At 61.0% G+C, this 26,750-nt stretch carries 22 protein-coding genes and 1 tRNA gene; 9 read left to right on the plus strand and 14 right to left on the minus strand.

What is annotated here, in order from left to right:
* The first annotated feature begins 129 nt into the window (after positions 1-129).
* Positions 130-309, plus strand: a complete 180-nt coding sequence (locus ATC00_RS02865; protein WP_037386694.1) for a hypothetical protein — start codon at positions 130-132, stop codon at positions 307-309.
* 26 nt (positions 310-335) lie between these two features.
* On the opposite strand, the gene ATC00_RS02870 is transcribed toward ATC00_RS02865, so the two are convergent.
* From ATC00_RS02870 to ATC00_RS02885, 4 genes are all read right to left on the minus strand, one after another.
* Positions 336-713, minus strand: coding sequence for a BA14K family protein (locus ATC00_RS02870; RefSeq protein WP_327289285.1), 378 nt, complete (start codon positions 711-713; stop codon positions 336-338).
* Positions 714-967: 254 nt separating this feature from the next.
* Positions 968-1,462 (minus strand): BA14K family protein, encoded by a 495-nt coding sequence (locus ATC00_RS02875; RefSeq protein ID WP_037386546.1) that lies wholly within the window; start codon positions 1,460-1,462, stop codon positions 968-970.
* A 181-nt stretch (positions 1,463-1,643) separates the two neighbouring features.
* Positions 1,644-2,264: a hypothetical protein gene (locus ATC00_RS02880; RefSeq protein WP_037386548.1), complete on the minus strand. Its 621-nt coding sequence runs from the start codon at positions 2,262-2,264 to the stop codon at positions 1,644-1,646.
* Between the two features lie 131 nt (positions 2,265-2,395).
* A complete protein-coding gene (locus tag ATC00_RS02885) occupies positions 2,396-2,896 on the minus strand; it encodes a helix-turn-helix domain-containing protein (RefSeq protein ID WP_037386551.1) in 501 nt (166 codons plus the stop codon).
* Between the two features lie 404 nt (positions 2,897-3,300).
* Here ATC00_RS02885 and ATC00_RS02890 point away from each other — a divergent pair, with 404 nt between their 5' ends.
* The 4 genes from ATC00_RS02890 (at position 3,301) to ATC00_RS02905 (ending at position 5,310) form a co-directional block, all read left to right on the plus strand.
* On the plus strand, positions 3,301-3,978 hold the full coding sequence (locus ATC00_RS02890; RefSeq protein WP_037386697.1) for a LexA family transcriptional regulator: 678 nt from the start codon (positions 3,301-3,303) through the stop codon (positions 3,976-3,978).
* 199 nt (positions 3,979-4,177) lie between these two features.
* Entirely contained in the window at positions 4,178-4,504 is a 327-nt protein-coding gene (locus ATC00_RS02895) for a hypothetical protein (protein ID WP_037386554.1), read from the plus strand.
* Positions 4,504-4,767, plus strand: coding sequence for a hypothetical protein (locus ATC00_RS02900; RefSeq protein WP_064251916.1), 264 nt, complete (start codon positions 4,504-4,506; stop codon positions 4,765-4,767). The genes ATC00_RS02895 and ATC00_RS02900 overlap by 1 nt, the downstream gene beginning before the upstream one ends.
* 48 nt (positions 4,768-4,815) lie before the next feature.
* The gene (locus tag ATC00_RS02905) at positions 4,816-5,310 is read left to right on the plus strand and encodes a hypothetical protein (protein WP_037386699.1); all 495 of its coding nucleotides are present in this window, start codon (positions 4,816-4,818) and stop codon (positions 5,308-5,310) included.
* Between the two features lie 66 nt (positions 5,311-5,376).
* Here the strand turns inward: ATC00_RS02905 and ATC00_RS02910 are convergent, their stop codons facing one another.
* The 4 genes from ATC00_RS02910 to ATC00_RS02925 form a co-directional block, all read right to left on the minus strand.
* A complete protein-coding gene (locus tag ATC00_RS02910) occupies positions 5,377-6,129 on the minus strand; it encodes a pentapeptide repeat-containing protein (protein WP_082911958.1) in 753 nt (250 codons plus the stop codon).
* A 141-nt stretch (positions 6,130-6,270) separates the two neighbouring features.
* Entirely contained in the window at positions 6,271-7,257 is a 987-nt protein-coding gene (locus ATC00_RS02915) for a TIM44-like domain-containing protein (RefSeq protein ID WP_064251917.1), read from the minus strand.
* Positions 7,258-7,422: 165 nt separating this feature from the next.
* Positions 7,423-8,427: a glycosyltransferase family 2 protein gene (locus ATC00_RS02920; RefSeq protein WP_064251918.1), complete on the minus strand. Its 1,005-nt coding sequence runs from the start codon at positions 8,425-8,427 to the stop codon at positions 7,423-7,425.
* Between the two features lie 197 nt (positions 8,428-8,624).
* On the minus strand, positions 8,625-9,395 hold the full coding sequence (locus ATC00_RS02925; protein ID WP_064251919.1) for a Stf0 family sulfotransferase: 771 nt from the start codon (positions 9,393-9,395) through the stop codon (positions 8,625-8,627).
* A gap of 273 nt (positions 9,396-9,668) precedes the next feature.
* On the opposite strand from ATC00_RS02925, the gene ATC00_RS02930 reads away from it, so the two are divergent.
* Positions 9,669-9,744: transfer RNA gene (locus tag ATC00_RS02930), tRNA-Lys, on the plus strand.
* A 163-nt stretch (positions 9,745-9,907) separates the two neighbouring features.
* Here ATC00_RS02930 and eutB read toward each other — a convergent pair.
* From eutB to ATC00_RS02960, 6 genes are all read right to left on the minus strand, one after another.
* On the minus strand, positions 9,908-12,259 hold the full coding sequence (eutB, locus tag ATC00_RS02935) for an ethanolamine ammonia-lyase subunit EutB (RefSeq protein WP_064251920.1): 2,352 nt from the start codon (positions 12,257-12,259) through the stop codon (positions 9,908-9,910).
* An 89-nt stretch (positions 12,260-12,348) separates the two neighbouring features.
* Positions 12,349-13,668 carry a glucoamylase family protein gene (locus ATC00_RS02940; protein WP_064251921.1) on the minus strand — a complete coding sequence of 440 codons (1,320 nt, stop codon included), beginning with the start codon at positions 13,666-13,668 and terminating at the stop codon, positions 12,349-12,351.
* Between the two features lie 2 nt (positions 13,669-13,670).
* Positions 13,671-17,537 (minus strand): GH36-type glycosyl hydrolase domain-containing protein, encoded by a 3,867-nt coding sequence (locus ATC00_RS02945; RefSeq protein ID WP_064251922.1) that lies wholly within the window; start codon positions 17,535-17,537, stop codon positions 13,671-13,673.
* 43 nt (positions 17,538-17,580) lie between these two features.
* Positions 17,581-20,043 (minus strand): phosphoketolase family protein, encoded by a 2,463-nt coding sequence (locus ATC00_RS02950; protein ID WP_072642820.1) that lies wholly within the window; start codon positions 20,041-20,043, stop codon positions 17,581-17,583.
* Positions 20,044-20,101: 58 nt separating this feature from the next.
* Positions 20,102-21,130 (minus strand): alcohol dehydrogenase AdhP, encoded by a 1,029-nt coding sequence (gene adhP / locus ATC00_RS02955; RefSeq protein ID WP_064251959.1) that lies wholly within the window; start codon positions 21,128-21,130, stop codon positions 20,102-20,104.
* A 68-nt stretch (positions 21,131-21,198) separates the two neighbouring features.
* The gene (locus tag ATC00_RS02960; protein ID WP_064251960.1) at positions 21,199-21,870 is read right to left on the minus strand and encodes a CBS domain-containing protein; all 672 of its coding nucleotides are present in this window, start codon (positions 21,868-21,870) and stop codon (positions 21,199-21,201) included.
* 498 nt (positions 21,871-22,368) lie between these two features.
* Between ATC00_RS02960 and ATC00_RS02965 the strand changes: the two genes are divergently transcribed.
* From ATC00_RS02965 to ATC00_RS02975, 3 genes are read left to right on the plus strand one after another with little or no spacing between them, the layout of a single operon-like run.
* Positions 22,369-24,567: a DUF3141 domain-containing protein gene (locus ATC00_RS02965; protein WP_064251923.1), complete on the plus strand. Its 2,199-nt coding sequence runs from the start codon at positions 22,369-22,371 to the stop codon at positions 24,565-24,567.
* A 22-nt stretch (positions 24,568-24,589) separates the two neighbouring features.
* Entirely contained in the window at positions 24,590-25,546 is a 957-nt protein-coding gene (locus ATC00_RS02970; RefSeq protein ID WP_064251924.1) for a phosphate acetyltransferase, read from the plus strand.
* Between the two features lie 4 nt (positions 25,547-25,550).
* Positions 25,551-26,735 carry an acetate/propionate family kinase gene (locus tag ATC00_RS02975; protein WP_064251925.1) on the plus strand — a complete coding sequence of 395 codons (1,185 nt, stop codon included), beginning with the start codon at positions 25,551-25,553 and terminating at the stop codon, positions 26,733-26,735.
* Positions 26,736-26,750 lie beyond the last annotated feature (15 nt).

Consider the following 26,750-nt stretch of genomic DNA (forward strand, 5'->3'; position numbering starts at 1 on the left):
AGCCTGCCGGTACCAAAAGCGCCGCGCCCTTTCGGACGCGAAGGCCGCTGTAGCAATTTGAAGCGTGGGATACTTCGTTCAATCGCTCCCGATTGAACGAAGCATCCGATGGAAGCGACGGAGTCCGCCTTGAATTCTGACAAGAAGCCCGCAGCGACGATCCGGGTCGAAAAGCGCATGAACGGCCGCTGGGCCTTTGTGCTCACCTATCGGGGGGTGACCTACCCTGCCCAGGGCCAATTTGGCAGCGAGCTTCAGGCGCAGGCGGCGGCGCAGGCCGCCATGAAACTTCTTGAGAGGCGGGGTTGACGCGTCCTTTCGGAGGGTCTCGCATGTCAGTCGTAGGGCGAGTTGCACTGGCGACGGCGGCCACGGAACGGCTGATAGCTGTTGTCGTCGAAACGGTATGAGGCATAGCGCTTGAGGCACCAGCGCAGATGGGCGTTCAGGTCGAGGCGGATTTCGCGGCGGGGGCGCATCCGCGTCCCGGCGGTCCCGGGCAGAGGCCCGCCGACCGTCGCTCCCGGCCCGACGCTGATGTCGGGCCTGAGTCCTTGATAGCGCGAACCGTAGCTCGGATAGCGCGGCAGGACGAAGTCCCTGTATTGCCGCTCGACGAAGAGCTCATGCTTGGTGAGGCCCCCGCAAGCCGACCCGATGCAGGTTTGCGCCTCTGCCGGGAGTGTCCCCGCCAGCGCGGTCGCTAGTGCCAAAGCCGTCACCGATGATGTCTGCACTTCTCGCTGTCTTTCTCCTGCAGTGCGTTACGTCCTCTTGAGGATCCGCGCACGACGAAGTGTCGATCGCCGGCATCTTAGCAGATTGCCGACCGCACTTCCCTTCAATTCCTGAAACCCCTTCCTGAAACCCTCTCTTATCCCGCATTCACCGACGAAAAGCGGCACCCTGCCCGCCCCTTCCGAGGCGGGCCGACATCCCGGGTCGTGGCTGCAGCGGCTACGTCAGCTTACAGATAGGGCGAAACGCACAGCCGGCGCGGGCCATAGTAAGGCTGAAACGTATTGTCGTATGCCCGATAGGATCGATAGCGTGCATAGCACCAACGCGTATGAGCGCTGCCGCCGGCATAGTACCGAGGCGCAGGCGCATAATATCGCGGCTGCGCTATCAGGCCGCCGATGATCGCCCCGGCCGCCAGACCGCCGAACAGTGCCCCTAGATCGTCATCGTCGTCATCATAGTGGCGATAGTGATTGCGACGATATCCATTCCGATAATAGCGGTTGCCGTAGTAGCCGCGCCGATAATCGCGCCCGCGAACACACGGGTAACGGCATCCGCGGCCTTTGAATTGTTCACCCCGTTCATAGGAAAACTGCACCCGCTGAACATCGGCGGTCTCCGCTCTTATTGTGGGCATTGTCGGAAACGCCTCTGCGGGCGGCGGAACGCTGCTCATCGCCGTCGCCAGCGACAGGGCAATGATTGCTAGCCTTTTCATTGCCTACACCTTTCGTAGGATATTAATCCCTTCAAAAAAGAGAATGGCCGAATTCTGTTTTTGTGCCAGCACTTAGAGACCGATCACGAAGTGTTGATCGCTTTAGGCCAAGCTCGCTTGCTCTACTGGTGCAACTCACCCTTCGGCCAGCCGAATGCCCAATCCTTATAGGATAATTTTCCTATAAATTGTTAAATGAACACTCTCTCTCGCCGTAGTCATGCAAGCCCTTATCGAAGACAAGAGCGTTCAAGCCGCGCTTCAGCCACAGCAATTGTGCCTCCGGCATCATCCGCAAGCCTTCATAGTCCATCACGCAGACATTGAAGACGGTCGTCTTGACCTGTCGTCCCTCGTCGCATCCGAGCAACACGCCTTCGAGTCGCATCATTCTTTCTGTCGCCCGCTTGATCTGACGATGGCGCTCCTCGCTCGTTTCGGGGGCATGTCCCTGCACCCGATCGATCGCTTGGGCGCGGACGCTTGGAAAGGGGATACCGGTCAGGTGATAGTATCGCGCCATCCCCTTCGCATAGTCATCTCCCGCCTCCCGTTGCGCCTCGGTGATCCGCCCGTCGAGGAACAGGCGTCCCAGCGTGTAGCCGGCAAAGCTGCTGCTCGTTTCGAGCCCGTGCATGCGCTTGCGCGCCGCAAGCGCCACCGCCATCGCCTCTTTCTCGCTCTCCCGCTTGGACCAATCGGGCTTAATCTTGCCGCAGGCGAAGCGCTCGGCGTTTGCTTTGCGCGGACGTCCAAGTTGCGCTTTCCGCTTGGCACGGAGCTTCTGAGCCTTGCTCATCATGTTTTATCCTTTCGATATCGAACGAGAAAAATGGCAGTCGATTTCCATCCTTGAGGACGGCCTCGCGCGGAACGGCAGCGTGTCAGCCTCGGTCACGAGTCGTAGATCGAGATTCTGCCAGGGGAGGCGGATTAGGGAGCCGCGCCTTTCACCGCCGCGAGCACCGTCGTGTGGTCGCGATGAAAGATGCGGCCGATCCGCGGCAGCGACAAATCCTTGCGCTTCTCATATACCGCCCGCATGCAGGCGTGCCGGGGCTTCACCAGCCGGCGATCGCGCCGCACGCTGATAATGTCCGCCCATGTCACCCCTGGGAAATCCGCAAGGACGGCGGCAACGATCTCTTCGATCGAGGATTGCTCGTCATTCGCTTCGCCGTCGCTGTCATCCGCAAGCCTGCCGGAAAGCAGCATTTGAGCCTGCGCGAGCAGTCGCGCTTCCGCATCGGCCAAATCCTCCTCGAGCGCAGCGATCCGCCGTGTTTTTGCAGCACCTTCGGTGGCGAGTTCGACCACCTGCATTTCGAGTTCGGCTATTGCCGCCGATCGGCTTGGCGCTGCGGTAGAGCCGGCCAGTCGCTCGCGCACCGCGAGATAATGCCGGTGTTGTCTTGCGAGTTGCGAGTTCGTCATGCGTTTCCTCCTCTAATACAATGTCGCGCAAAGGTGTGCAGCGGTCTTCGGATGACGACATGCACAAAAACAAAGCCTAAAGCGCGCCGCGTGAAGTCGTGCGAATGCAACGCGGTTTAGCGTCCCGAGCGCCTCGCGGCGCTACCCGTTCGACCACTCAAAAAGAAGGTCCGCATCGAAAACCACCCGCGGCAAGCAAATGCCGGGCCCGAAGGTCGGTCGCTCCGGATCGGATACCCACGATGCTCGATGGCACGCTGGGCAATCGCGTCCTCCCCTTTAGAGATCGGATATGGGTTGTTCATAGGCGCTCGGCTCCCTTCTTTTGGCTCGACTATCAATGACATTGTACATGTTGCAATGTCAACATGATTTGTGTTATGCATGTTGCTATGTCCCATGTCATGACTGAAAAAGCCGAACGACTGCGGCAGGCGCGCATCAAGGCGGGCTACCGCTTTGCCTCCGATGCGGCGAACGCCCTTGGCATCGTCGCCTCGACCTATCGCGCCCATGAGAACGGCCAGAACGAATTTGAGTTTGCCGAGGCCAAGATCTACGCGCGCAAGTTCAACGTCGATCCCGTTTGGCTCATGGGTGGCAATGCCAGCGACCCGACCTCGATCCTCTCGACGCGAGTGATCGACCCACCGAACGCTAAAGTTGGCGCCAAGCTGGTCGGACGAGGCAAGAAGATCCCCGTCTTCGGGCAGGCCGTCGGCGGAGTTGATGGTGAGTTTCTGATGAACGGCACCGTGTTGTACGAGGTCATGGCGCCACCTATTCTTTCGGATATCTCAGGAGCCTATGCGGTCTCGGTATCCGGCGATTCCATGTCTCCCCGCTATGAAGACGGCGAAGTTTGCTTCGTCGACCCCGAACGCCGCGTCAGGAAAGGCGACTACGTGATCGCCCAGATCCGCTTGGAAGAGGGCGGCGCCCTGCTCGCCTATGTGAAGAAATTCCTCCGGCACAACAGTTCCGAACTGGTGCTCGAGCAGTTCAACCCGCAAAAAGAACTGCACTTTGAGGCTCACACAGTGCACTCTGTCCACTACATCGCCCTCGCCGGAAACGCCTGAAGATCGTTGCCTGCCTGCGTCACTGAACGCCAGCATATCGCAAGAAGCGGACATCCAATCCTGCCCAGGCTCCCCGCGCTGCAACACAAAAACAACATGCATAATGTTGACATCAGTCGTGTTGTGCGGAATGCTGTCTTCGAAAACAGACATCTCAGCTCCGGAGGGGTCCTGCCGGCTGAGACAACAGGAGCGCCGGATGTCCATACCCGTAATAAGATCCAATCTCCACGACCATGTGGAAGAACTCTTCTCCGCCGATCTGCTGCGCTCGAACGACGCGGAAAATCAGAGGGCGTTAAAGACATTTCTCTCCTCCACCTATTCAAGCCTCGCCTCGCTGACCTGGCACCTTGGCGCCGACGGCCACGTTTTTCAGCGCGAGGCCGCCCCTGCGGCAGAGATCGCCGACGAGGCTTACTTCGAAAGAAATCTCGAGCATCAGTTTTCAGCTGGGCGAGACGATCAACCGCAGAAATCACACGGAACACACAATCATCGCCAGCAATTCGGGGGCTCGTTGTAATGCACGCCGAAACATATGCCGTCATCAATCTCGCTGCCTTGAACCTCATCGAAGCCGTGAGCGCCGCCTATTTTGTCACGGAAGAGGAATCTGCCGCCCGCCACGAGTTCCGGGCGCGCGAAATGCTGAAGAAGGTCGCCACGGCGTTGGGATATGAAGTGACCGCGGTCGTTCCAGGCGACAGATCCGAGGAGGGTCTAAAAGGAAGCCGTCCGTCGGCCAACGGTGGCCTGAGGCTCGTGCCCAACGCACTCGTGGGATAGGAATTCAGATATAGTTGCGCCATGTCCAAGGAACCGGCCGGAGCAGACATGATCGGAGACGTCAGCGAAAGGTCCTACGAACCGCTGAACTCGGCAGATCTCAGCATGCTCGCCTCGGCCGCCATGCGCGAACTTTGCGCTATTTTTGATCGTGCAGCGGTCGCCGGCCTCCACCGCCACCGTCTGATCCTGCTGGCTCTCGCACAGGGAAGCGCGCTCCACTACCTGGATGGCGCGAACGGCATCAAGGACTTCGACGTCTGGGCATTCTTCGAGGCCGGTCCCGCAAAGCCATTTCCGCACCGAAAACGCTGGTGCAGCGACCTCGGTCCGTCGCGTTTCGGCAGGCATCCCGCGGATGCCGGCTATTCCGGCCGCCGCCTTGACCTTATGGGCCGATCGATCGAGGTGGCGAGCGACGAAACTGCCGAGGACGCCGTGCGGCGATGGCTGGCTTCACGCGCGAGATCGGCGATCGCGGTTCGCCAGAAGCCGATGTTTTGCCTGTTTCCCGAGAGTTCCTTCGGCAAACGGATCAACTGAATTCTTCCGCAGATCGCTTATCAGCCGCCCGAGATGGCAATTCGCCTCTCGATTAGCCAAACAACATCAGTCGTCATCGGGAGGGCACGGCCATTTGGCGGAGGCCCTAAGACCCGCGGGAAGCTTCGTCGCAGCGTCACCGCAAGCGAGATCGACCTGATCCTGGGTAAGCCCCTTCGCGGCCGCAAGGTCCAGTCCTTCGATTCTCGTCAGGAACATGAAGGCACGATCGAAATCGAGCGGCCCCTCGAAAAGAGCTCCACTCAAATTGGCGCGGGATAGATTTGCCACGGAGAAGCGCGTGCCGGTCAGAACCGCCTTGTCGAAGTTTGCGCGGCCCAGTTCGGCCTTTTCGAAGTCGGCCCCCTTCAGCTTCGCGCCGGTGAAATCGGCACGCTGCAGCTCGGAACTGACGAACAGCGCACTCTCGGCAGAAATGCCGGAGAAGTCGCCACGATAGGCCTCGACTCTGGAGAAATTGGCTTTATCCGCCTTGGCGCCGGCAAGCGAGGCGCGCACCAATGTGGCCTTCTCCAAATTCGCCGCCGTAAGATCGGCGCCGCTCAGATCCGTGGAGGCGAAATCCGTATCGACTAGGTTGCTGCTTTTCAGATCGCTCCCGCCGAGCATCAGTTGCCGCTTGTTGCATTCCTGCCAATTCGTTTCTGGCCCAGGCAAGTTCTTACAATCCGCAGCCGCCGCGCTGCTGGCGAAACCCGATACGGCGACAGCGACAAGGCATGCAATTTTGCCGCGCCGTTTGACGGCCTCGCCTGAAGTCCCCGCATGCTCGGCCGATGTCGCCACCCACAAGACCATGTAGTACGCTCCCTGAGAGGAATGCCTATTCTATTATTCAACGCGCCGCGACGAAAGCCGCCGCTGCTCTGGATATCCCGAACGCCGCCATCTGGCGAAAGAACACTGCGATAAGACCGCCGGCGCCTCCCCGCCCCTCACCTATTCCTCGACCGCCTGAATGGCGGAAACCTGCCAGTCGCCGCCCGGCTTGCGCAGGAAAGTCCACAGTTCCACGGCTTCGGTCGGACGTTCGGCATCACCACCGACGACTCGGCCGGTGGCGCGATCGCGCATCACGTCGATGCTCTCGTAGCGCATGGCGACGGTCGCATAGTCGCTGCTGCCTTCGCGCCAAGCCTCGGCGACATCGCCCTGGACAAGATGAACGTCGCGGACGTCGTTCTTGAGCCCCTTCGTCGCGTTTTCGCTAAGCTCTTCGGCGAGATAGGACATGGCTTCCGGCGTCGTTAGCCGGCGCAAGGCTGCGTAGTCTTCCGCCGCATAGGCCGCCTGCAACTCCTTTAGCATGGCTTCGAACCGGTCGAGGTCGTTCTGGGCGATTCCGATCTCATCCGTCTTCCCGTTCGTGGCGGCCGCAGACGCCGTTGCGGAGGCCGCGGCGGCGCTCGCGCCGAGCCCCTCCCCGATCCGCGGGATGCGGAAGGATCCGGGCCCCGCAGCAGATGCCGAGGACGCTGAAGCGGAGGGCGCCGAATAGGCCGGGCTCTGCCCGCGGCCAAAGAGCCGCATCGCGAAGGACACGACGAGGACGATCAGGCCAAGTTGCAGCAGCAATCCGAGGAAACCGATGCCGCCGCCAAACCCGTGCCCGAGCAGCATGCCGAACAATCCGCCCATGAGCAGACCGCCGAGCATCGATCCTCCGAAGCTGTTGAAGAAGCCGGGACGGTTTGTCGCCCGGTTCTGGGTCGTCGGACTGGCCCCGGCCGGCGCATTCTGCCGCGGCGTCATCGTCCGCTCGATCGGCGCCGCCGGAGTGGGCGCTGTCCGCGTCACCGGCGCGGTCGAGAACGTCCGGCTGCCGCGCGAGCCAAAGCCGCCGCCCGCCCGCCGTGCCTCGGCGAAGTCAACCGCCGTCACCATGACCACAAGGGCAACCGCCATTATAGACAGAATACGCTGCATTCTTCTGCTTCCCGTTACAAATCCCGACCGCGAAGCGGTCACGCAAGGCGCATATAGAGCTTGCGGTGCGGGAGTTTAAGAGCTTCGTACGAATTATAGCGGGCGCCGGGCGCAACGCTAATGTGCCAGCAGATCGCAAGAAAGCGCCAGGGCCGTACGACGACCTCATCTCTGCCGCGCTGCTTCCTGCGCCGCCTCTTGCTCAAATGGGATAGCAGCGATGAAACCGAGTTCAAGGAGCTGCCTTGACCCGGAGAACCGCACGGATTGCTCATCGGCAAAATCGAATTCGCCGGTTTTCTCCAAGTCATCCAGCATCTTGCGGTAGATCGCGGCCCCATCGAAATATTGCCCGTCGCTGACCGCCTGCTCGATCTTCTCCCGGTAGTCGGAAAAGAACTTGAAATGCAGCAGCACCCCGGAAATCTCCAGGAAGTTTCGCTCGCACGGCAGCGGCTGGTGGATGCTGACGCTAAGGCTGCAATTCCTGTCCCAGAAGATCAGCGGGTATTTGATGAGCTCCAATATATGCGCGAACTTGCGTTTGCGCGGGCCGCCCGTGATGCTTATCGCCCGCTTGGTGTAGCCGATTTCATATCCGGCGCCATCGAAATGATCGGCGATTTCCCACGGCATGCGGTGGTCATCGGTGCCAAGCGTGGCCGAGCCGAGCGGTTCGATCGGATACATGTCGATCATGGGAGCAGCGAGGCGCTTTTCGCCCCGCCGTTCGAGAACCTGTATGAGACTGTCGAGACGTTGATGCTCACAATCCTGATAGATCAGGAATTCATCGGAATCGACATTGAGATACCAACGATCACCGCCGTAGCGATCGAACAGGGCCTCGCGCCACTCGCGGCCACGTCGAGCATCGCGGTAACGCAGGGGTGACCGCCAAACATCGACGTCAGCTTGAGAAAGCAGGTATTCGCGTGTCCCGTCGGATGAAACGTCATCGACACAGATGAAACGCGAAACGCCAAGCTTCCTGTAATGCGCCAGGAAGGACGGCATCAGCTTTATGTCATTGTGTGTATTGAAAACGAGCGGAATGTCATTCTTGGCGAGGGGCCGATGTCCACCTTCCCGAAGGCAGACGATCTCGATCGCGCGTCTTCTTTTGCGCACCCGGGCCATGAGCTTGTAGGTCTCATAACGGGTCACCAACCGGTCCAGAAGGCTCCTTGGGTTTCGCCCGGTGCCGGAAAGACGAAAAGGATAATGAAGATCGCCCACCATGCACTCCAGTCGGCTGCCACGATGCGAGCGTTTATCGGCATCGCTTCGAGAATTCAACTCCAGGGGAATAGGAGCGTGAGCGGCACCCTGCCCGCTCGCCGCCACCCGATTGCGAACCTGTCGCGTCAGAACGCGAAAGGATGGCGCGGCTCGAGACTCCGCGTCGCCAGCTTGTAGAAGTTCTTGATCTTGCCGGGGATGTGTTCGCGTCGATCATAGGCGTCCAGCAAGTGTGCCGATCTGCGGTCCTCGTTGAACCGGGCTACCCATTTGTCGGTCAGGTCGTCACGCTGAACCGCCATCGATGTCTGAAGCTTGCCCGGCGGGGGCACCCCCAGATGCTCCGCAATGCAAGTGACAAACGGCGTTGGGCTTGCGACAAGGTCCTCATAGACGAACTCGGTGAATTTCGCACCGGTGAGATCGAGATAGCTCTGCCAGAAGCTATTGCTGTCGCGTATGTAGAAAAAGCATTTCGCGATTTCGTCGAAATTGTATTGGGGCTCGGCCTTGCTTTCGATGTGAGCAGCGAAACTGCGCGTTTGTCTTGCCCGGGCATAGGAGATTGCTTGGCGCAGCGTATCCTTGCGCCGCAAGAAGATGAGCGCCACGTCATGCACGGAAAGGCAATATTGTATGAAGTCCATGCCGTATTTTTCACGCGTGACGAAAAGATGATTGGGGAAGATCTTCAGCCCGAAATTTCCATTATCGCTGGAACTCTTTCTGATAATTTCGTCGAAGAACGCCTCCCACGACAATGAACCGGCATCAAGACGATGGATTTTCGGCGACAGCCATTCGCTCGACCGCCCCATGTTCCCCGAACCATTGATGAGTGAGCCGAGCCAGTTGGAGCCGCTTCTCGCCTCGGTCAAAAGTAGATAGCCGCGCATAATTCTCCATTCGATTCGCCGTGCAGCCTCCCCAGCCGGCGCGTGTTCTAGTCAAAAATGTCGGCGTTTTTTGGAGCGTACCGTCCGCTTCAGCGGGAGAGCACCGGCAACTGGAGCATTGACGCCGACCACCGATAAATTCGCGGAGCGCGCTTGCGGGCCGTTGGTTCCGAAGGGCGAAGAATTTTTTGCCAAAATTTTGCAGAGGGTGCTGGACAAGCCGGGCCAACGCCATTATACGCCCCACCAGATCGCTGCGACGCGGTCTTGGACGGGTGATTAGCTCAGTTGGTAGAGCAGCTGACTCTTAATCAGCGGGTCCACGGTTCGAGCCCGTGATCACCCACCAAAAACTTAAAAAAACTAACACTTTACAGAAATCATAGCCGGAATATTCCTGGCGAATGCTCGCATTTTCGCGAGTGCCGAAATCTGCACCTCTGGTAGCCCGCAAATGCGTATCGACGAACGTCTTGCCGCCGAGCTGGCTTTCGCAGCGCCGTCAGCGCGATCTACCCATAACGACGGCTGCCATTCACGTCCTTGCCGACGATCTCACGGATAATGGTCAAGGTTTCCCTGGCGGCTTCCTTTGGTGCCAAGGCCGTGTCTGCGACATTGCTCACCAGCTTCGTCATGTCATGGTCGATCTTCTTCTCGGACCATTGCTTGCCCTTGGCGACGGTGATGTAGACCGAGTAGGCGTGGTGCATGGTTCCGGGCCGCTCACCGATGATGTGAAGAATCCCCCTGAAGCTGTTGGGATCCGCATTTTCGAAAAGCACTTCACCGATCCGGTAGCCGGCCCGCACCCTTCCGCTGGTGACCATGATGTTCTTGTCGCCCATCGTGACGCCCGCCTCGGCGAGCAACCGGCGCATTTCCTCGAGGTAAGGCGCGAGATGTCCTTCGTCCATGATGGCTTTGGCGTTCAGACCGTCCGAGATGACGATCTGGCCCTTGGGCATGCCGTCTCCCCACGCATCTCTTATTCTTTCGATCTCCGCGACTGCTTCGGGACTGAGCGTTTCACCTGTGTTCGGGTGGGCAATGTAGTCGTTGCGGTCCTTGGACAGGGTGCGGACGGGCACGACGTCGGGTACGGCGGCGATAAACTCCGGCGTGAGCTCGGCCCAGAGAGACTGCTTGGCGTCGTCGTAGAGGGCCTTCACCTTGGCCGCGAGCGTTGGATTGAGGTCCCAGATTTTCTCCCCGTGCCCCGTAGCCAGGTCGACACCTCTTGCTTCAACTTCCCGCATCTTCCGGTCGCCCTCGACGTAAATAGCATCCTTGGAACGGCCATCCCCTTTGGCGAGGCGATACTGGTAATACACCCAGAGGGGATCTCCATAATTCGCTGTGTAGCTGTTGTCTTCGCCAACGATCCCGATCCGTTTGTAGAAGTCCCACATCGCATCGTTGACCTTGAAGCCAAATCTTTCCCTGATCCGCACGTGATCCTGGAACGAGGTGGAGAGATAGCTCAGCATCGGGTCGTTCTTGGTGGGCAGAGCAATCAGGTAAGCCGGATTGGCCGGCATGATCTGGTCCTGGCACCAGTCCAGGTCTTCAAGGCTGACCGTCATGTGCAAGGTCGTGCAGATATCCAGACCGATGGTAAGCCCATGGAGCTTGCCCATGACCATGTCTTCGAGGCAGCACCTCACCAGCTGTTCGCGGCTCTTGAATACCTCCGGCCCAATGAAACCCGCAACATCGTTGACATGCAGCCATGCGCCGCTCGGCTGCACCTTCGCGAGTTCGATCCCGACCGCTCTGCTGAAGCCGTATTTTCTGGACTCGAGCACCATCATGTCGACGCCGTTTGCCACGCCGTTGGTGAATTCCGAGCCCTGCCCGGTTTCGAAGTAGAGGCCGTATCTTTCCCCCTCCTTCGCGCGCGCGTACTTCAGGATTTTCTCATTGGTGATGTCGAAGATCTTGTTGCAGTCATCCGTCCCAGCAAGGCTCTGGAACATCGTGGAAACCGTTCCCGGGAAACTGTCGCTGACGTCGGCCTGGACATCGATGTGTGCGAGCACGCACCAGGGAATCACTTCGCCAAGCCCGAAAGTATCGACGATATCCTTGAGCGCGCGTTCGACCGCGACGACGCTCGCGACCGTGCTGTCCACCGGATTGGTGCCGATGACGATGTCGCCAGTTGCATAGGAGAAGGCATCGAAAACCTGCCAGACGATGTCGTCGGGGTGGTCTGTCGGAGAATTGGGCTGGATCCGGGCGCCCATGTACCCCTTGGCACCCATCTTGGTGCCAGGCATTACGTTGAAGATCTTCTGGCTGAGGGCGACCAACTCCTCGTTGCTCATCAGTTTCGGGATAAAGCCGATCGTGTCGCTGGTCAGGCCATTCATGATGCCTTGGATGTTTTCCTCTGGTTCGGTCAGAAGAAATTCCTTCAGTTGTCCCATGGTCCAGGCCCTGACCTTCTCATACTGGGTCTGGTCCGTGGTCTGCCAGATCAACTGTTGCAGATCGTCCTCAAACAACGGGCGCTGGTGGAGGTCTTCGATCTTCGTGTTTGCCAGAAGGGCGCGAGCGTTGCTTCGCGTCGTCTCATTCTCGGCCCCCACGCCAATCGCTTGATCTCCTTCCTTGAACGCGTTTGCGGCGCCGATCACCTGCTGGTAAGCCGTCTGATCAAACCCGCCTTTGATCCTGTCGACATAGGCAAAAACGTCCTCGCCCTGTTTTACCTCGTCAATTGCAAAGGCGCCTCCGGCAGGCGCCGCCCGGGCCGTATGGCTAGAGCTTGCGAGCGTGGCGGCGGCAGTTCCCGCCATCACCAGCAGATCTCGTCTGGAAATCCCGTCATGCTGATTGGAGAACCAGCCCTTGTTCATGGCCATTTCCTTTCCGGCGAAGATACCAGCGTGAGTCGATGGCCCAAGCCGCTACCCGCCCATAGGACACACATTGAGTTTCAACGGCCTCATAACCAGCCGCCCGAGAACCCGGCTCGCCTCAGTCCCACGACCAACGGCTCGCAGCGACGCATGATGTTCCACAGCAAACCGGTTCTGTAGTTTTCGATCATCAGCACGACGGGACCTTGGTCGATGCCGAAGTGATAGGGGCTCACCCACCACCCGGTTTCGCTGCCTTCCACGGCATAGGTCTGGTTGAAGGATGGTTTGAATCCGTAGAGCCGCGTCATGCCGAGATTCATCCGCGCACAGTTCCAGACGGTCGGGACGACGATTTCTGGTGCAAATGGCAGCGAAGCAACGACTGCCCACGGGCATACGGTTCCGTCGTCGGGCCCGTATGGCGCGCCGCGGGCGAGGTAGTCGAAGAATTCCCTGTCGACACCGTCTATGTTTCGCCTGGTCCAACCGGGCCCATCGCTGGCCGTGAACCCCCAGCAGTGCTCGCCATAGCCGGCAAAGTTCAAGGGATTGCGGATGGCGTATTCCTGCTGGACAAAAGTCGCGTGCCGGCTGTTCTGGAAATAGTCGCTGTTGTGCTCCCGCATGAATGCGTCACGGATACCGCGAAAATCGATCCACATATGCGAAAGCTGGTGGGTGAACAGCGGCCCTGAATAGAGCAGTTCACGGCCATAGAGATTCCGCCACTCGTAGCTCTCGGTGTAGGCGGCATAGGATTCCGTCGGTAGCGGATGAGTCGGTGAACCGAGGCCCAGGATGTAGAGGAGCAAGCCCTCGTCGTAGCCGCGCCATCGATAGGGAATGAACCCGCCTTCCGGCCTCCAGCCATGGGTGAGCGTGAGCCCGTGATCGCAGGCCCAGTTCCAGTCGGCGCGTTGGTAGAGCGCGTTTGCCAGGCGGCGGATTTCGGTCTCTTCCTCCGAACCCTCGTCAAAATAGGCGGCGACTGTCAGCGCTCCGGCGAAAAGGAACGCTGAATCGATCGTAGACAATTCACACTCCCACACGCGTCTGCCGGTCTCGATGTCAAGGAAATGATAGAAGAAGCCTTTGTAGCCGGACGCGTCGGGATCAGGTCCCTGGGGGCATTCCAGAAGACACCTTAGCCGTCGGCGCGCTATTTTCGCGGCGAACTTGCGAATGATGATCCCCCGCTCCACGAGCACGGGGATTGTGGCAAGGGCCATCCCGATCGCGGCAATGCTCGCCGGAGCTTCGGGTTGCGTCTTGTCGCGAACAAGGCCGTTGTCCGGATTGGTGCAATGCAGATAGTAGAGGAGCGTCGTGAACTGCAGCCGAGCGAGATCCTGATCGGTCGGCATTCGGTTCAGATCGGGATCGGTCGACAGCGATTCCGACATGGCTAGCCGACCACCAGGCGGACTTCGTGGTTTCGTCCGTCGTCGACGAGTGGAATGCTACGTCCAGCGAGGTCCTCGCCGTCCACAGCCAGCGAGCGCCGCCCCCCGCCGGCTTCGGGATCCCGGGTCACCTCGATGTGATAGGTCGCGGCCCCCAACCGAAAGTCCACCTCGTACCCGGGCCACTGCGACGGAATGCACGGCTCGATGAAAAGATGATCTCCCTCTCGACGAATGCCGAGAATAGCTTCCAGGCCAACGCGATACAGCCAGCCGGCCGATCCTGTATACCACGTCCAGCCCCCCCGGCCGGTATGCGGAAACGCCCCATAGACGTCTGCGCTGACAACATAGGGTTCGACCATGTAACGCTCGGTGTCTTCCGGAGAAAGGGCATGGTTGATGGGGTTGAGCATGCTCCAGAGCTCAAATGCGCGGTCTCCATCCCCCAGCAATGCGGTGGCCCAAACGACCCAGGCGGCCGCATGGGTATACTGGCCGCCATTCTCTCGGATTCCCGGCACGTAACCCTTTATGTAACCCGGCTGCAGCGCCCCCTTGTCGAAGGGAGGATCGAAAAGCTGGATCAGCTTGTCTTCTGGACGAACAAGCTGCTTCCAAACCGCCCGCATTGCTTGGGAGGCGCGTTCGGGATCAGCGGCACCGGAGATTACCGCCCATGCTTGGGGGATGGCGTCGATCTGGCACTCGTCATTCAGGCATGAGCCAAGGGGCGTGCCATCGTCGAAATATGCCCGGCGATACCAAGATCCGTCCCAGGCCTCGGCCTCCAACGAGGTGCGCAACGCCTCGGCGCGCTCGCGGCACCACGCTGCTCGCCCTTCGTCTCCCATTGCCGATGCGATGGTGGCAAATGCTTTAAGCACGGTCAGGAAGAACCACCCGTTCCACACGCTCTCGCCTTTCCCTCCGGCGCCCACCTTGTTCATGCCGTCGTTCCAGTCGCCCGTTCCCATGAGCGGAAGTCCATGGCTGCCGAGCCGGAAACCCCAATCCAGTGCACGGCAGCAGTGGTCGTAAAGCGTGCCACTTTCCTCGCTGACTTGAGGAGCGCCGAAACTCTCCTCCTGATCGTCGGCCAGTACCGGCGACGTGATGAAAGGAACCGGCTCGCTCAGAAGCTCATAGTCTCCTGTAACCGACACGTAGTGCTGGACGACGTAGGGCAGGAAATAGAGGTCATCGGTCATGCGGGTCCGCACCCCCACGCCCGACGGAGGATGCCACCAGTGCTGCACGTCTCCCTCTGTGAACTGACGCTCGGCGGCGCGAAGGATGTGGGCGCGCGCCTCGTCGGGCGCGCAATGCACAAGAGCGGCCACGTCCTGCAACTGGTCACGAAAGCCGTATGCGCCGCCGGACTGGTAGAAGCCTGTTCGCGCCCAGACGCGGCAACACAGCACCTGGTATAGCAGCCAGCGGTTCATCATGAGGTCAAAGGCGGTAGCGGGCGTTCGAACGGTAACCGAGCTCAAGAGCTGGTCCCATTGGCGAGAGACGGTCGCCAGGGAGTTTCGGGCACTCTCTGGCGCGGCATATTCACGGACGAGGCGGCGGACCTCGTCGAGGCTGTCTGCTTGCCCGAGCACGAAAACAATTTCGACGCTTTCGGCGGGGGCAACCGAGGTCTCGACCACGAGCGCAGCGCAGGGGTCGATCAGGGATCCAGCGCTGCCGCTGAGTTTGGAACCCGCCAGCCCCACCGGCTGAAAAACGGAACCGTTCCTGCCGAGAAACTCACGCCGGTCGCAGGTAAACGACCGCAACGGCGCGCTCGAGGCAGCGAATGCCAGCTTTCCGGAGAAATCACTCTCCCAGAGGTTCCGCGCAATGACGGCACCGGTGTCGGTGTCGAACTCACACGCCACCCGCCCGGAGGCGTTCTCACGCAGCGTACCGAGAACCCATTCGACGTAGTAGGTAACAGCAAGATTGCGCGTTTCCGTTCCATCGTTGCGGATGGCGAGGCGGACGATCTTGATCGGTTCCGAGACCGGAACATGCACGGTCATTTCATGGTGCAGAAGCCTGCCAACGCCCTCGTAGCGACTGTAACCCTGCCCGTGCCTCACGGTGCTCGTCGACGCTTGCCCAAGAGGCAGCCGCGTCGGCGCCCAGACCTCTCCGGTTCGCTCGTCGCGCAAGTAGATGATCTCACTCGGGGAATCCGAAACGGGATCGTTCGACCAGGGCGTGAGCCTGTTCAATTGGCTGTTGCCCGCCCAGCTGTAGCCAAGGCCGCTTTCGCTGGTCAGACAGCCGAACTCGCGATTGGCTATGACGTTGCACCAGGGTGTCGGCGTCTCTGCCCCGCCACCCGTCGCGACCACATACTCGCGTCCATCCCGCGTGAATCCGCCGCGCCCGTTCCAAAACAGCAGGTCGGTCCGTGCGGCCCCGCTCTGTTTCTCAGCAGCGTCACGGAAGTTCATCTCGGTGTGCTTCAAAGGCGAGAGCTTAGCAGTCGACTTCAGCTGATCGGCAAGCGATCCTCGGCTGCAACAAAGGACGACGCGCGCCGCAGCGGCGATGGCATCCGCTGAGGCACTCGAAATAGCGGACGGGGACAGGAGGTGAACGCCTCCGGGGCCGCAAGGCGCCCCCTCCATTTGGCCCTTCGCCTTGTCGCTCAACTGCATTGTCTCGATCGCGCCGCTCACGTCGAGCAGGGCAAGGTCGAAGGGAAGCCCACGGCTGGTGATGAAGGCGTGGGCGTCGATAACATGCTCGACGAGGGAGGTGGCGTGCGTCTGGTCGATGCGCAGCAGCATTATAGGGAGATCGCCGGATATCCCCACCGACCACAGGTTCCCAGTGCTCAGCGGCTCTTGTCTTAGAGCGTCGCTATCTCGAAGATCGGAATCAAAGAATGCCAGGCTTCCTGCGAGTTGATTGCAGACGTCCACCGTTTCCGGGGAGAGCTTAGAGGACGCGAGTTCCGTCGCATAGGTTTCAAACGCATCTGACAGCGCCCGGCCAGCGGCATCGACGTCTGCAAACCGCTTTGCGATGGCTACAACCGCCGCCTCACTGTCTGCCGCGCCCGTCGCAAAGGCGATACGCTGCGTTTCAGAGGGTTTCAGAAGAACTCTCCTGCGCAGGCTGAAGATTGGGTCGAGCACGGGACCCGTCGTGGCTGACAGGCTCTTTCCACGTACGAGTGCGCTGGGGTTCGATGGCGTCCGTCCGCGGCCAAGAAACCTGCGGCGGTCCGTCTCGTACTCGACCGCAGGCTGGTCATCCGCGCTCGCTGCGGAAACGTGCACCGCCCAGATCGGCTTCTCCGATGCGCTGCGTGGCCGGCGCCGGGCGAACAATGCGGAAGTTTCTTCGTCGAACCACGTTTCGACGAAGAGCTTGGCAAAGGCCGGATGCGCACTGTCGGCGCGTCGGCCATTCAGGCAGACTTCAGCATAGCTCGTCAGGTCAAGTTCTTTCGCCGTCGTGCCCCTGTTGAACAGCCGGAGCAGACGCACCTCGGCATCGCAATCCGTTGCGACGCAGACCTCCCACCAAATGTCGATGTCCCCGGCCGAACAGCGAAACTCCGCGCGGTCGCCGCGAAAGCTGCGCTCGTAAATGGCATCCGCCCGACAGATCGGCTGCCGGCCGATTGTCCACACCTTCTCGTCTTCAAGGTCACGGATGTAGCAGAACTGGCCCCAACAATCTCGCGTGGCATCCTCCCGCCAACGGGTGACATCGAGGCCGCACCAGGATGCGAATCCGGCACCGGACTCCGTAAGGAGCAGGCTGTATCGGCCGTTCGAAAGCAAGGCCGTGTCGGGGCGCGACCCCACCGGATGCGCCGCAGCGACGTCTTCTTTCCTGTCAATCGATCGGACCATCAGACCGATCCCTCAATCGATGCGGACAGAGCTCCTGTCGCAGCTAGGCATTGTCGCCTTCCGTGGATGTCGCTCCCCGCACCTGCTCCGTGCTCTTGACGCCCCACGTCCATCCGCTGATCGATGGCATGTCGTCGCCATGTTTCTCGATGTATTCCCGGTGCTCTATCAGCTTTGCCTGAATGGCCTGCTTGAAGTAGGCAGCCCGTGCACCGAGCTGCGGCAGCCGATCGATGACGTCGCTGACGAGATGGAAACGATCGAGCTCGTTCAGGACAACCATGTCGAACGGAGTCGTCGTCGTGCCTTCTTCCTTGTAACCGCGCACGTGAAGGTTGGCGTGGTTTGTCCGGCGATAGGTCAGGCGATGGATCAGCCACGGATAGCCATGGAAGGCGAAGATGATCGGCTTGTCCCTCGTGAAGAAGCCATCGAAATCGCGGTCCGAAAGCCCGTGAGGATGCTCCTCTGCCGGCTGAAGTTTCATCAGGTTGACGACATTGACGACCCGGACCTTCACCTCCGGAAGGTGCTCGCGCAGCAACTGCACCGCCGCCAACGTCTCGAGCGTCGGAACGTCGCCGCAGCAGGCCATGACCACATCGGGTTCGCCGTCCCTGTCGTTGCTCGCCCAATCCCATATGCTGAGGCCCATGCTGCAATGGCGCACGGCTTGCTCCATCGTCAGCCATTGCGGCCCGGGCTGTTTGCCAGCGACGACGACGTTGATGTAGTCGCGGCTGCGCAGGCAGTGATCGGTCACCGAAAGGAGCGTGTTGGCGTCCGCCGGCAGGTAGACGCGGATCACGTCCGCCTTCTTGTTTACGACATGGTCGATGAAGCCGGGGTCCTGATGGCTGAATCCATTGTGGTCCTGCCGCCAGACATGGGAACTGAGGAAATAGTTCAGCGATGCGACCGGCCTGCGCCAAGGTATCTCGTTGCACACCTTCAGCCACTTGGCGTGCTGGTTGAACATCGAATCTATGATGTGGATGAAGGCTTCATAGCAGGAGAAGAACCCATGGCGGCCCGTTAACAGGTAGCCCTCGAGCCAGCCCTGGCACTGGTGCTCGCTAAGAACCTCCATGACGCGGCCATCCGGCGAGAGATGGTCGTCCTCCGGACGGATCTCGGCCATGTAGCAGCGGTCGGTGACCTCGAGCACGTCCTGCCAGCGGTTGGAGTTGTTTTCGTCGGGGCTGAACAGGCGGAAGTTCTGGCTGTCCATATTGAGCTTCATCACGTCCCGCAGGAACTTGCCCATGAGGCGGGCAGCCTCCACCGTCGTCGCTCCGGGACGCGGTACCTCCACCGCATAGTCCCTGAAGGCCGGCATCTTGAGGTCGCGCAACAGCAGCCCGCCATTGGCATGCGGGTTGTCGCTCATCCGGCGACGGCCGGTCGGTGCCAGTGCGGCCAACTCCGGCACTAGGCGGCCTTCGTCGTTGAAAAGCTCCTCCGGACGGTAGCTTTTCATCCATTGCTCGAGGATGTGGATGTGCTCGGGCTTGTCCATTTCACCCATCGGCACCTGGTGCGATCGCCAGTAGTCCTCGCATTTCTTGCCGTCGATCTCTGGGGGACACGTCCAGCCCTTGGGCGTCCGGAAAACAATCATCGGCCAGGCTGGGCGTTTGAGATTGCCGCCGGTGCGGGCACTGTCCCAGATCTCGCGAATTTCGGCGACCGCCGTGTCGAGTACGCCGGCCAGTTGCTGATGAACGCTCCCCGGCTCGTCCCCTTCCACGAAATAGGGTTTGTAGCCCATTCCCTCGAAAAATTTCCTGAGCTCTTCGTGGGGAATGCGGGCGAGGAAACATGGATTGGCGATCTTGTATCCATTGAGATGCAGGATCGGCAGGACGCAGCCGTCGCGGGCGGGATTCAGGAACTTGTTGCCTTGCCAACCGGTCGCGAGGGGCCCCGTCTCGGCTTCGCCGTCGCCAACGACGCAAGCAACGATGAGATCGGGGTTGTCGAATGCCGCCCCATAGGCGTGGCTAAGGGCATATCCGAGCTCGCCACCCTCATGGATGCTACCGGGAGTTTCGGGAGCGACATGGCTCGGAATGCCGCCGGGAAAGCTGAACTGCTTAAAAAGCCGCTGCATTCCCTCGGTGTCCTGGCCAATGTTCGGATAGAATTCGCTGTACGTCCCCTCCAGATAGGCATGCGCCACCAACGATGGCCCGCCGTGCCCCGGACCGATGATGTAGATCATGTTGAGGTCGTCGCGCTTGATGATCCGGTTGAGGTGCACGTAGAGCATGTTGAGGCCCGGCGACGTTCCCCAGTGGCCGAGCAGACGCGGCTTTATGTGCTCCCGTTTCAACGGCTCTTTGAGCAGGGGATTGTCGAGCAGGTAGATCTGGCCGACCGAAAGGTAGTTAGATGCCCGCCAGTAGCCGTCGATCAGGCGGAGTTCCTCTGACGACAGCGAGGTCGCTGCATGTGACTTGCCTGATGTCGTCTCGTTCATCGCTGCCGTTTCAAGCGAAGCCATCTGAACCTCCCGATCACAATGACATTCCTGAACTCTTTCCGGCTTGCCGTGATGCAAGCTACTGCAGTCGCATGACTATGCGGCCGTCGATCTTGCCCGCCTCCATGCGATGGAAGATGTCGTTGATGCTCTCCAGGCTTTCCCAGGAGAAATGAGGCGTCACCTTGCCCTCGGCCGCGAAGATGAGTGATTCTTCCAGGTCCTGGCGGGTGCCCACGATCGATCCACGCACGGTTATGCGCTTCAGGACTGTTTCGAACACGGGCAGGGAAACCATTCCGGGGGGAAGGCCGACAAGGACCATCGTGCCCTTCGACCGCATGAACCCGAAGGCCTGTTCCATCGCGGCGGGAGAGACCGCTGTCACCAGCGCTCCATGAACGCCGCCGTTCGTGGCCTTTGCCACTTGCTCAATGGCATCGTCTGCCTTGCCGTTGACCGTGATGTCGGCGCCGAGTTGCCTCGCCAGTGCCAGCTTGTCCTCGAATATGTCGGCGGCGACGACGTGCATGCCCATTGCCTTGGCATATTGCACCGCCATGTGGCCCAGACCGCCGACACCCGAAATGGCCACCCATTCACCCGGACGGACTTCCGTTTCCTTCAGCCCTTTGTAAACGGTCACCCCCGCACAAAGAACGGGGGCAGCGGCTCCGAACTCCAATCCAGCCGGAAGGTTGCCGACGAAGTCGGGATCCGCCAACCCGAATTCCGCGAAAGTGCCATTCACCGAGTATCCGGTGTTCGACTGCGACGCGCACAACGTTTCCCATCCGGTCCGGCAATAGGGACAATAGCCGCAGGCACTGTGGAGCCAGGGCACTCCAACCCTGTCGCCTTCCTTCACTCTTTTGACGCCCGCGCCCACTGCGGAGACGAAGCCGACGCCCTCATGTCCCGGAATGAAGGGCGGGCTCGGCTTGACGGGCCAATCGCCGTTCGCCGCGTGCAGGTCGGTGTGACACACGCCGGTCGCTTCATATTTCACGAGTATCTGCCCCGAACGAGGAGTTGGAACCTCCATGTCCTCGATGGTGAGCGGGGTGCGGAACTGCCGAACGACAGCCGCCTTCATCATCTGTGCCATGTCCATTCCCCTTCATCTCGTATGATTTCAGAGACGCTTCTCGGGGTCGGTATGATCAGGCGGGCGAGCTATTGGGTATAAGGATCCGGGAAATGCTCTACCACGCCCCGAACGCCGTGAACGCTCTCCGCCAGGACGTGTGCGGCCTTCCGGCAAGCGGCTGGCTCGACCTCGCCCCAAAAGTGCACGATCCCCTCGGTCACCGTGACCGTCACATCCAATCCTTCCAGGCCGGTGTTCTCGCCGAGGCGAACAAGGATGCTGCGTCGAATGGCGTCATCGCCGGCTGCTGTTTCGTCCTGCTTTGCCGCAAAAATCGCCTCCAACAGGTCGGCGCGGCTGACGATGCCGACCAGTTCTCCATTCCGCATGACGGGGATGCGCTTGATGGCGCGTTCCTGCATGAGCCTTGCGACACGCGCAAGGGGCGCATCTTCGTTGATGGTAACGGGATCGGCTGTCATGACGTCGCCGACTCTCCACGAGCACCGCCTCACAAAGGCGTTGGCTCTGTCCTCGGGGGCAAGGCTTATGTCGGCCATCAAGGCGGATGCTTCACTGCAGAGTTCCGTCCGGCGGATCAGGTCGCCTTCGCTGATGACGCCGAGCAAGTGCCCTTCGTCGTCAACGACGGGAATGCCGCTAACGTGATGCTCGAACATCAGCTTGGCTGCCTGTCTGACGCTGTTGTCAGGCGACAGTTTGACGACCTTTGTCGTCATCACATCCTTGACAAGCATATCGATCAAACTCCGGTAAGGGCCCCTGTTCTCATCAGCGAACCCTTTAAGTTACATCTGCCTCCGGCCAGCCCAGCGCCGATATCAAGCGTGGCTCATCAAGAGTCGCCGCCCGACGGCGAATCCTCCCCATCGACAAGCCGGCATGAAGCAAGGCTCTGCGGAAAAATGCTTCTCGCCGACTTGGTCGAACGAAACGATAAGCCAAAAAGAACCGGCCGGCATTGACTGCAATCAATATGACCTACGTGCTCGGCGACTCGAGCCGGTTTTCACGGAGCCGATGTCGTCAATATACACATGTCGCCACCCGCCTCTCGGCAGCGTCGCCCAGCGGATGCCAAAGTGTAATGCTGCAGTGCGGCCCATCGCACTCAGCGGCCACGGAAGCGCTCGGTTCACCTGGATTTGACAGAGATCAATGCCCGAAAGGCAGTGTTGCTGTATGTGCGTTCAGAGACTGGGACCGCCCTCCGTTCAAGCCGAGGAGTAGACCGAATGGCTCAGCCGCCCATCCCGTCATTCGCAGACGCATTCGCCTATTCGTTCGATGCCTGGCAGCGTTCCATCCTGTTTCTCGACGTCATGCGCCAGCGTGGTGAACAGTACGAGGAACACGCTGCGCAAACCGCTCCGCACGTGCTGAACTACGACCCGGAACTTGTCGTCGACGGACGGAAGCTCGAAAGGCCGGTCAACTACGCGCTCGTCCGGATAGTCCCGCCCGAAGGCATCGTTGTCGACACACTGAAACGACCGTTCGTCGTCGTCGACCCGCGCGCCGGCCACGGGCCCGGCATCGGCGGGTTCAAGGCCGACAGCGAGATCGGCGTGGCGATGAAGGCCGGCCACCCCTGCTATTTCATCGGCTTCCTTCCCGAACCGGTCCCCGGCCAGACGATCGAGGACATCGCCCGCGCCGAAGCGGTTTTCCTCGAGACGGTCATTGCCCGCCATCCGGACGCCGACGGCAAGCCTTGCGTGATCGGCAACTGCCAGGCCGGCTGGGCGGTGATGATACTCGCATCCCTGCGCCCGGAACTGTTCGGTCCGATCATCATTGCGGGTACGCCGCTTTCCTATTGGGCCGGCGTCAGGGGGCAGTATCCGATGCGCTATTCGGGTGGTCTGCTCGGCGGCAGTTGGCTGACGGCGCTCACCGGCGATCTCGGCGGCGGCCTGTTCGACGGCGCCTGGCTCGTCCAGAATTTCGAGAACCAGAATCCCGCCAATACCCTCTGGAGCAAGCAGTACAATCTCTACTCGAAAATAGACACGGAGCCCGAGCGCTACCTCGGCTTCGAGCGTTGGTGGGGTGGCCATGTGACGCTGAATGCCGAGGAGATGCAGTTCATCGTCGATGAACTCTTCGTCGGCAACAAGCTCGCCGCGGGCGAAATCCGCACCTCCGACGGCACCGCCATCGACTTGCGCAACATCCGCTCGCCGATCGTCGTCTTCTGCTCGAAGGGCGACAACATCACGCCGCCACAGCAGGCGCTCGATTGGATCCTCGATCTTTACGACAGCGTCGACGAGATCCGCGCCTACGGCCAGACGATCGTCTACGCCGTGCACGACAAGATCGGCCACCTCGGCATCTTCGTCTCAGCCGGGATCGCCCGGAAAGAACACGACGAGTTCGCGTCCAACATCGATCTGATCGACGTGCTGCCGCCCGGCCTCTACGAGGCGGTGCTTGAGCCTGCAAGCGAGGTCGTGGAGGGCCGGGCCTTGGTTGCCGGCGAGTGGGTGATGCGTTGCGAAGCGCGTACGCTGGACGATATCCGCGCCCTCGGTGGAAACGATATCGATGATGAACACCGCTTTGCCGCGGCGGCGAAGTTCTCGGAGGTCAACCTCGCCCTCTACCGAACCTTCCTGCAGCCCGCCGTCAGAGCCATGGTCACGCCGGCCTTTGCCGAAGCGATGCGCCGCGTGCATCCGCTCCGCCTGCAATACGAGCTTTTCGGGCCGAGCAATCCCTTCATGGCCTGGATCCAGGCTGCCGCGGAGCATGTCCGCTTAGACCGCAAGCCGGTAGCCGCCGAGAACCCGTTCCTCGCTCTTCAGGAAAACATGTCGCAACAGATCGTCAACGGACTTGAGGCTTGGCGACGGACGGTAGAGCAACTCTCGGAGGAGACCTTCCGCGCTGTCTACGGCGCGCCAGTGCTGCAGACCGCGCTCGGCATCGACAGCAAGACCGATCGCCCGTGCCGACCGGCGAAAAGCCATCTGCACCAGGAACTTGTCAAAACCCGGATCGCTTCGCTCAGAGCCGAGATCGCCGAGGGCGGGCTGCGCGAGGCCCTTGCCAGGGCCCTGCTGTTCGTCGGGAAAGCGCGCGGCGGCGCCGACGAGCGCGGCTTCGAGGCAATCCGCCGGTTGCGCCGCGCCCACCCGACGGCGAGCCAGTTGACGCTTCCGCAGTTCAAGGCGCTGCTGCGCAAGCAATACTTCATCTTGCTGATCGACGAGGAAGCGGCACTCGCAGCGATCCCAAGACTGCTGCCGGAAGACCTCGATGAACGCCGCTCCGCCTTCAAGGTCCTGCGTGAGGTCCTGGAGGCATCCGGGGCCATTGCCGGGGCGGCAGCCGAGCGCATGCAGCGTGTCGAGACGCTCTTCGGCCTTGGCAGCGAAACGGTGCCATTCGCAACGCGCAAGAGCGCACGCGAACGGAAGACGTCCTGATCGACCTTTTGGAGGTTTCGCAGTGTCCGAGGTTACCGCGCTGACGGGCGAACCGTCCAAGTATGATCGCCTAATCGCAGCCGCGCAGGCGGAAACGCCCGCGGTCACGCTCATTGTCCATCCCTGTGACGAAACCTCGCTGCGCGGGGCGCTTGAAGCGGCGGAAATAGGGCTGATCAAGCCGATACTCGTGGGGCCGAAAGCAAAGATCCGCTCCGTGGCGGCAGAGCACCGGCTCGACATCGCCGACCGGGAGATCGTCGACGCACCCCACAGTCACGCCGCGGCGGCCAAGGCAGTCGCGCTCGTTCGCGAGGGCAAGGGCGAACTTCTGATGAAGGGCAGCCTCCATACCGACGAGCTGATGCATGCGGTCGCCGCCTCCGCCACCGGCCTCAGAACCGATCGGCGGATCAGTCACGTCTTCGTCATGGACGTCCCCGGTCATCCGGAGACGTTGTTCATCACAGACGCAGCGATCAATATCTTCCCGGACCTCGAAGCCAAGCGCGACATCGTGCAGAACGCGATCGATCTCTGGGTGACGATCGGCCTTGGCGAGCCGCGGGTCGCGATCGTTTCGGCGGTCGAGACGGTCACCGCCAAGATCCCATCGACGATCGAAGCGGCGGCGCTCTGCAAGATGGCCGATCGCGGCCAGATCACCGGCGGCCTGCTCGACGGGCCGCTCGCCTTCGACAACGCAATCGATCCGGAGGCCGCGCGCATCAAGGGCATCCGGTCGCCGGTTGCCGGCCACGCCCAGATCATCGTCGTGCCGGATCTGGAGGCCGGCAACATGCTCGCAAAGAACCTGACCTTCCTTTCGCATGCGGATGCGGCCGGCATCGTCCTCGGCGCGCGCGTACCGATCGTGCTGACGTCGCGAGCGGATTCTATCAGAACCCGCCTTGCGTCCTGCGCCGTCGCCGCGCTTTACGCCGCCCGGCGGCGCGCGACACAAGTGGCGGCGGTCTAGCGCCATGGACGCGATCCTCGTCGTCAATGCCGGTTCATCGAGCCTGAAGTTCCAGGTCTTCAGCGTCGCCGGGGCGAGCCTGACGCGGCAGGTGCGCGGCCAGATCGGCGGCATCGGCTCGCGACCGCGCCTCTATGCCAAAGGCGCCGATGGGGCAATCCTGATTGATCAGAGCTACGCCGCGGAGGCCGTTCGCGACCTTCCGGCCGCCATCGCGTCCGCACGCGAATGGCTGCTGACGCTTGAGGGATTCGATCTATGCGCGATCGGCCATCGCGTCGTCCATGGCGGGCCCGACTACGCGCAGCCCGTGCTCATCGACGCGACAGTGCTCGACCGTCTTGCCAGCTATCAGGATCTGGCGCCACTGCACCAGCCCAACAATCTCGCGCCCATTCGGCTTGCCATGGAGATTAACCCGGACGTGCCGCAGGTCGCCTGTTTCGATACGGCCTTCCACCGCGGCCGCCCGAAGCATGCCGATTGCTATGCCCTGCCTCGATCCTTCTATGATCAAGGCGTGCGGCGCTACGGCTTCCATGGCCTTTCTTACGAATACGTCGCCGAGCGGCTCAGCGAGATCGCGCCTGAAATTGCGCGCGGCAAGGTCATCGTCGCGCATCTCGGCAGCGGCGCGTCGATGTGCGCGCTACGCGACGGCCGCAGCGTCGAGAGTACGATGGGTTTCACCGCGCTCGACGGATTGCCCATGGGAACACGACCGGGGCAGCTCGACCCGGGTGTCGTGCTCTACCTCATCTCGCAAGAGGGCATGAGCGCCGACGCCGTATCGGACCTTCTCTATCACGATGCCGGCCTCAAGGGTCTTTCCGGCATCTCGAATGACATGCGCGAACTTCTGGAGAGCGACGACGAGCGCGCTTCCTTCGCCGTCGCTCATTTCGTGCACCGCTGCAGCCTCAGCGCCGGCGCGCTTGCCGCGGCGCTAGGCGGGGTCGATGCCTTCGTCTTCACGGCCGGAGTCGGCGAGAACTCGGCGCCGATCCGCGCACGGATCGCCGAGCGTCTCGCCTGGCTCGGCGCCGAGTTCGACCCGGCGGCAAACGAGGCGGGCGCTGCGCTGATCTCGAGCGCTGCGAGCCGCGTCGCGCTTCATGTCATTCCGACCGACGAGGAACTGATGATCGCACGCCACACGCTCGCGCTGATCAGTGCCCCCAACGCCTGATCCCGGAGGCAAGCC

It is taken from the genome of Sinorhizobium americanum (genome assembly GCF_001651855.1).
Classification (GTDB): Bacteria; Pseudomonadota; Alphaproteobacteria; order Rhizobiales; family Rhizobiaceae; genus Sinorhizobium; species Sinorhizobium americanum.

Bases quoted from the DNA above. Each gene is read 5' to 3' on its own strand.
- ATC00_RS02875 (WP_037386546.1), bottom strand. From the start codon at position 1,462: ATGAAAAGGCTAGCAATCATTGCCCTGTCGCTGGCGACGGCGATGAGC.
- ATC00_RS02880 (WP_037386548.1), bottom strand. From the start codon at position 2,264: ATGATGAGCAAGGCTCAGAAGCTCCGTGCCAAGCGGAAAGCGCAACTT.
- ATC00_RS02885 (WP_037386551.1), bottom strand. From the start codon at position 2,896: ATGACGAACTCGCAACTCGCAAGACAACACCGGCATTATCTCGCGGTG.
- ATC00_RS02890 (WP_037386697.1), top strand. From the start codon at position 3,301: ATGACTGAAAAAGCCGAACGACTGCGGCAGGCGCGCATCAAGGCGGGC.
- ATC00_RS02895 (WP_037386554.1), top strand. From the start codon at position 4,178: ATGTCCATACCCGTAATAAGATCCAATCTCCACGACCATGTGGAAGAA.
- ATC00_RS02900 (WP_064251916.1), top strand. From the start codon at position 4,504: ATGCACGCCGAAACATATGCCGTCATCAATCTCGCTGCCTTGAACCTC.
- ATC00_RS02905 (WP_037386699.1), top strand. From the start codon at position 4,816: ATGATCGGAGACGTCAGCGAAAGGTCCTACGAACCGCTGAACTCGGCA.
- ATC00_RS02910 (WP_082911958.1), bottom strand. From the start codon at position 6,129: ATGGTCTTGTGGGTGGCGACATCGGCCGAGCATGCGGGGACTTCAGGC.
- ATC00_RS02915 (WP_064251917.1), bottom strand. From the start codon at position 7,257: ATGCAGCGTATTCTGTCTATAATGGCGGTTGCCCTTGTGGTCATGGTG.
- ATC00_RS02925 (WP_064251919.1), bottom strand. From the start codon at position 9,395: ATGCGCGGCTATCTACTTTTGACCGAGGCGAGAAGCGGCTCCAACTGG.
- eutB (WP_064251920.1), bottom strand. From the start codon at position 12,259: ATGAACAAGGGCTGGTTCTCCAATCAGCATGACGGGATTTCCAGACGA.
- ATC00_RS02940 (WP_064251921.1), bottom strand. From the start codon at position 13,668: ATGTCGGAATCGCTGTCGACCGATCCCGATCTGAACCGAATGCCGACC.
- ATC00_RS02945 (WP_064251922.1), bottom strand. From the start codon at position 17,537: ATGGTCCGATCGATTGACAGGAAAGAAGACGTCGCTGCGGCGCATCCG.
- ATC00_RS02950 (WP_072642820.1), bottom strand. From the start codon at position 20,043: ATGGCTTCGCTTGAAACGGCAGCGATGAACGAGACGACATCAGGCAAG.
- adhP (WP_064251959.1), bottom strand. From the start codon at position 21,130: ATGGCACAGATGATGAAGGCGGCTGTCGTTCGGCAGTTCCGCACCCCG.
- ATC00_RS02960 (WP_064251960.1), bottom strand. From the start codon at position 21,870: ATGCTTGTCAAGGATGTGATGACGACAAAGGTCGTCAAACTGTCGCCT.
- ATC00_RS02965 (WP_064251923.1), top strand. From the start codon at position 22,369: ATGGCTCAGCCGCCCATCCCGTCATTCGCAGACGCATTCGCCTATTCG.
- ATC00_RS02975 (WP_064251925.1), top strand. From the start codon at position 25,551: ATGGACGCGATCCTCGTCGTCAATGCCGGTTCATCGAGCCTGAAGTTC.